This window comes from Pseudoduganella sp. RAF53_2 (assembly GCF_052113985.1).
Classification (GTDB): Bacteria; Pseudomonadota; Gammaproteobacteria; order Burkholderiales; family Burkholderiaceae_D; genus Rugamonas.
Window position 1 is genome coordinate 1 of sequence record NZ_JBFRDW010000470.1, and the last position, 4,833, is coordinate 4,833.

At 64.1% G+C, this 4,833-nt stretch carries 5 protein-coding genes and 1 pseudogene; 3 read left to right on the plus strand and 3 right to left on the minus strand.

What is annotated here, in order from left to right:
* Positions 1-311 (plus strand): annotated as a pseudogene (locus AB4Z11_RS23115) (peptidase M61); the annotation flags it as partial.
* A gap of 79 nt (positions 312-390) precedes the next feature.
* Positions 391-1,017: a glutathione S-transferase family protein gene (locus tag AB4Z11_RS23120; protein WP_442027938.1), complete on the plus strand. Its 627-nt coding sequence runs from the start codon at positions 391-393 to the stop codon at positions 1,015-1,017.
* Here the strand turns inward: AB4Z11_RS23120 and AB4Z11_RS23125 are convergent.
* The 3 genes from AB4Z11_RS23125 to imuA are packed head-to-tail and all read right to left on the minus strand — an operon-like array spanning position 1,014 to position 3,922.
* Positions 1,014-1,772, minus strand: a complete 759-nt coding sequence (locus AB4Z11_RS23125) for an alpha/beta hydrolase family protein (protein WP_442027940.1) — start codon at positions 1,770-1,772, stop codon at positions 1,014-1,016. The two genes, AB4Z11_RS23120 and AB4Z11_RS23125, sit on opposite strands and share 4 nt — an antisense overlap.
* Positions 1,773-1,821: 49 nt before the next feature.
* Positions 1,822-3,285 carry a Y-family DNA polymerase gene (locus AB4Z11_RS23130; protein WP_442027941.1) on the minus strand — a complete coding sequence of 488 codons (1,464 nt, stop codon included), beginning with the start codon at positions 3,283-3,285 and terminating at the stop codon, positions 1,822-1,824.
* A complete protein-coding gene (imuA, locus tag AB4Z11_RS23135) occupies positions 3,215-3,922 on the minus strand; it encodes a translesion DNA synthesis-associated protein ImuA (protein WP_442027942.1) in 708 nt (235 codons plus the stop codon). The genes AB4Z11_RS23130 and imuA overlap by 71 nt, the downstream gene beginning before the upstream one ends.
* A gap of 117 nt (positions 3,923-4,039) precedes the next feature.
* Between imuA and AB4Z11_RS23140 the strand changes: the two genes are divergently transcribed.
* On the plus strand, positions 4,040-4,833 hold a 794-nt coding region (locus AB4Z11_RS23140), incomplete at its 3' end, for a putative Na+/H+ antiporter (protein ID WP_442027943.1).

Consider the following 4,833-nt stretch of genomic DNA (forward strand, 5'->3'; position numbering starts at 1 on the left):
CGCTGGGCTTCAACGTCGGCAGCGAAGGCAAGATCGAAAGCATCCAGTGGGATGGCGCCGGCTTCAAGGCTGGCCTGTCGGGCAACACCACCCTGCTGGCCGTCAACGGCCGTGCCTACAAGCCGGAGCTGCTGCGTGCGGCGGTGACCGCGGCCAAGGACAGCAAGAAGCCGATCGACCTGCTGGTGAAGCATGGCCAGCAGTACCGCACGGTGTCGCTGGCCTATTACGGCGGCCTGCGTTATCCGCGCCTGGAGCGCATCGAAGGCACCAAAGACCGTCTGGAAATCCTGCTGTCGCCGCTGAAGTAAGCCAACAACGGCGGGCGCTCCGGTGCGCCCGCCTTCTCCGCCTCCCGCTACAGTGGTCGCAAACTGCACGGAGGCGCCAATGATTACCCTTTACACCTGGGGCACGCCCAACGGCCGCAAGCCCATCATCATGCTGGAAGAACTGGACATCCCTTACCAGGTGCATCCAGTTGACATCAAAGCCGGCGCACAATTCAAGCCGGAATTCCTGGCCATATCCCCCAACAATAAAATCCCCGCCATGACCGACGACGGGGCAAAGGGCGGGCCTCTCTCACTATTCGAAAGCGGTGCCATCCTGACTTACCTGGCCGAGTCCAATGGACGCCTGCTGGCCGAGTCCGGCCACACGCGCTACCGCGCGCTGGAATGGCTGTACTGGCAGATTGGCGGCCTCGGCCCGATGGCCGGCCAGCTGGGCTTCTTCATGAAAAAGGACGATGCGCTGGCGAAAGAGCACTTCACGGCAGAGGTGCAGCGCCTGCTGGACGTGCTGGAACGCGGACTCGGCAAAGGGCCTTATCTGGCCGGCGAGGCCTATTCCATTGCCGACATCGCCACCTATACCTGGACCCACGCGGTCATCGAGCACCAGGCTGAGGCGGCCGCATCGATGATCGCCAACAAGCCTGCGCTGAAAGGCTGGCTGGATCGCGTGGGCAACCGTCCAGCCGTGCAGCGCGGCATGGCCTGGAAGCCTTCCTAGACGAGGTAGCGGCTGCTCCAGGCGGCGATCAGATTGGCCACGTAGACGGCATCTTCGCGTTTGGTGAGGAGGTGGTCTGCCGTGTCCAGCGAGATGAAGCTCTTCGGATGTTTGGCCGCCGTGAAAATATCCACGGCGTTATTGATGCCGACTGTGGTGTCGCCCGGCGCATGCATCACCATCAGGGCCTTGCGCAAGGAGGCGATCTTGTTGCGCAGGCTGTGTTCCGCCACGTCTTCCAGGAACTGGCGCTTGATGCGGAAAGGACGGCCCGCCAGCTGCACCACGGCCTCGCCTTGCGCCGTGATGGCATCGACCTGCTCGCCAAACAGATGCGTGACGTGGGCCGGATCGCTGGGCGCCGCGACCGTCACCACGGCCTGCGCCTCCGGCACCTCGCCCGCCACCGCCAATGTGGCCGCACCGCCGAGGCTGTGGCCGATCAGGAGACGCGGCGCGGCGCGCGTCTGGCGCAGGAAGTCGACAGCGGCCAGCAGGTCGGCGATATTGGACGAGAAATTGGTGTTGGCGAATTCGCCTTCGCTGGCACCCAGTCCCGTGAAGTCGAAGCGCAGCACCGCGATGCCATGCTCGGTCAGGGCCTGCGCGATGCGGCTGGCGGCAAACACGTCCTTGCCGCAGGTGAAGCAATGGGCGAACAGGGCGTAAGCCTTGACGGCGGTTTCGGGAGAGTCGAGGCGGGCGGCCAGCTTTTGTCCAGTTGCACCCGTAAAATCCAGTCGTTCAGCGCGCATGCTTGGCTCCGGAAATATTTTGCCTATTTGTACCACAGTTGCGCCCTGCTTACCCGAACAAGCCATGCAAATACCAGCGCTGCTCATCGCCGCCGAGGCGTTCGCGGAACACCCAGTAATGCGCGTTATCGTCGCCTTCCGCGATGAAATAATCCCGCGTTTGCGTATCGCTCCACCACCCTGCTTCGATGCGCTCGGCCGGCGTTACCACGCGCAGCGATGAGGTGTAGAACGGCCGGTGATCGCGCATCATCAAAGCGATTGGTTTCGGCAGCAGCCACACGGGACGCGGCAAGGGACGCGGCGGCATCTGCGCCTTCACGTCCGCTGCGCGCAGCTTGAGCTGCACCGGCACCCAGTTGTTGGCGTACTCCGGACGGAAGTCGGCGCGTGGCGAAGGCTGCAGTACATTGTCCGTGCCCAGCCGGGCAATCAGCACTTCGAACAGGCGCTGCCGGTCTTCCTTGCTGCCGCCCGGTTCCGGGAACAGCGAATCGCTGAGCGGCGCCATCGGCTCGACCTTGGTCGCTTCCAGGCTGAGGCCAATCACCGGCGCCACCAGCTCCACCTTGCCCAGACGCTCTTTCAGCAGACGCACCAGATGCTCGTCGCGCCAGGTCGGCTCCGACAGCGCAACCTCGATGGGCGTTGGCGGACGCGCTTGCCGCCCGCGCTCGTGCTCCAGTTTCAGGCAGATGCCCTCGACAGCAAACTGGCGCGCGCACAGCCAGCCCGTCAGCTGCTGCAGCAAGCGGCAAGCGCCCGCCAGCAGCAGGTCGGCATTCTCGATGCGGCCAAACAATTCCAGCTTGGCGGTAAAGCTGGGCGGCGCCTCGATCCACTCGAACATTTCCGGCGTGGTGCCATGCGCTGCATCCAGCATGGCCAGCACCGCTGCACCGCACCGCCGCTTCAGGCCGGGACGCGGCAAGCTGTACAGCTCGCCCAGCGTCTGGCAGCCGATGCCCTGCAGCCACGGCAGGAAAGGACGCACGGGCGGCATCAGCCCGGCCGGTAAGCCGTCCAGCCTGCGCATCAGGCTCTTCATTGTTAAAGAACGACCGCCGCCGCTGTGTGCCAGCAGCCAGGCGCCGCGCGCGGTGGGCGCCACACCAAGGTGAGCGCTGAAGCCGAGCGCATGCAGGCTGGCCAGCACACGCCGGCACAGCTTGCGAATGCCGCCGAACAGGCGCAAGCTGGCGCCGATATCCAGCAGCAACGATGCTTCTTCACCTTCTGCCACATTGGGCGTGAACTGCAGCATGGCCATCGCCACCGCATGCAGAGCGTCCGTTTCCTTCAACGGCGCGCGTTCGTGCAATTCCGCATGCGGCGCCATCATCATCACGCCGCCGCGCCGCATGCCCGGACGCACCCCGCAGGCGTGCGCCAGGCTGGATAAAGCTATAACCCCATCCTGCTCCAGCACCACGCTGCACTGGTCATCCGACCACCGCGGGCAGAATATCTCCAGCGGAAGCTGGGGTAGATGCAGGCTGATCCATAAACGCATGACGCAACAAGGTAGAAGGCATTAATGGGAGGAAGAGCGGTTCATCGCGCCGCGGTCCCCGCCGTTTGATAAAGTCAATCTGCACGCCGCCCGATGCGCCGCGCACCGCCAGCCGCAATGGCGCCGGCGACGAGTCTTGCGCTTCCTGGATCGGACGCATCATGCAGAACAAGGTGTCGCTGCTCTGGGCTGCCATGTGCAGGCGGCGCAAGGATTCGCCGCGCACATGCTTGTCCCACAGCAGCACCGCGCCGCAACAACCGCTGCGCAGCGCTTGCTCGGCCGCCCATTGCCCATCGGCCGCGCGGCCGGTGTTCTTCACCCACACCAGCTGCGAAGGCTGCAAGCCCAGCGCGGACAAGCCCAGCACCTGCGGCACTTGCGGCGGCTGCAGCATGACAATCGGACGCGTCAGGCCCGCCAGCGCCGGATGCAGCAAGCGCATCTCGCCGATGCCGTTCTGCTGCAACAGCAACTCAATCAGCGTGCCGGTCGGCCAGCCCCCACCGGGCAGCTGGGCCGACAGCGCGGCATACCCGGTGTCGACGCACCGGGTCGTGCTTTGCGCCAGTTGCGATGCAAACCATAGCGAAGGATGCAAGGCTTCCGGCGCTTTGATCGGATCAGAGCGGGCCATGGAATTCGAAAGCAAATAACTGTATGCATATACAGTACAATCTGCACGGGATTTTGGCAAGGTTTACCTGCGCATCAGGCTGGTAAAATCGCCAACATTGCCTTTTTACCGAACGCTATGGAAACCATCGGCGCAGTTCTCTTTGCCATCGCCCTGCTGCACACTTTCAGCGCCAAGTCTTTCGAGAAATTGGCGCACCGCTACCCGCGCCATCACGGGCTGTTCCACCTGCTCGGCGAAGTGGAAGTGGTGTTCGGCTTCTGGGCGTTCGTGCTGGTGGTGGTGATGGCTTTCGTGGCGGGACCGCAGAATGCGATTGCCTATGCGGAGACTCAGCAGTACACGGAGCCGCTATTCGTGTTCGTGGTAATGGTAGTGGCCGCGTCGCGTCCTGTGCTGGAGTTTGTGCAGCGCGTGCTGGCCACGATTGCGCGTCTGGCGCCGGGACGTAGCGAAGTCATGCTGGCCTGGCTGGGCTTGTCCGTCGTACCGCTGACCGGCTCGCTGATCACCGAGCCTGCCGCGATGACGATTGCTGCGCTGATGCTGGCGCCGCTGGTGTTTCGCGATCCGATGCCGGAATGGCTCAAGTATGGGGCGCTGGGCGTGCTGTTCGTCAACGTGTCGATCGGCGGCACGCTGACTTCCTACGCTGCGCCGCCGGTGCTGATGGTTGCCGGCACCTGGCAATGGGATAGCGCATTCATGGCCGCTCAGTTCGGATGGAAGGCGGCGCTGGCGGTATTCGTCAACGCGACTGTGGTGACGCTGCTGATGCGACGCCACCTGGTTGCCGAGCCACCGCGCGCGGCGGCTGATGCCGCAGCCGTGCCCTTGTTCGTCTGCGCGATTCATCTCGCCTTCCTCGCGGCCGTGGTGCTGCTGGCGCATCATCCGGTGCTGTTCCTGGG

What these genes read in the sequence shown, in the direction of transcription:
- AB4Z11_RS23130 (WP_442027941.1), bottom strand. Translation starts at nt 3,285, where the DNA reads ATGCGTTTATGGATCAGCCTGCATCTACCCCAGCTTCCGCTGGAGATA.
- AB4Z11_RS23125 (WP_442027940.1), bottom strand. Translation starts at nt 1,772, where the DNA reads ATGCGCGCTGAACGACTGGATTTTACGGGTGCAACTGGACAAAAGCTG.
- AB4Z11_RS23120 (WP_442027938.1), top strand. Translation starts at nt 391, where the DNA reads ATGATTACCCTTTACACCTGGGGCACGCCCAACGGCCGCAAGCCCATC.
- imuA (WP_442027942.1), bottom strand. Translation starts at nt 3,922, where the DNA reads ATGGCCCGCTCTGATCCGATCAAAGCGCCGGAAGCCTTGCATCCTTCG.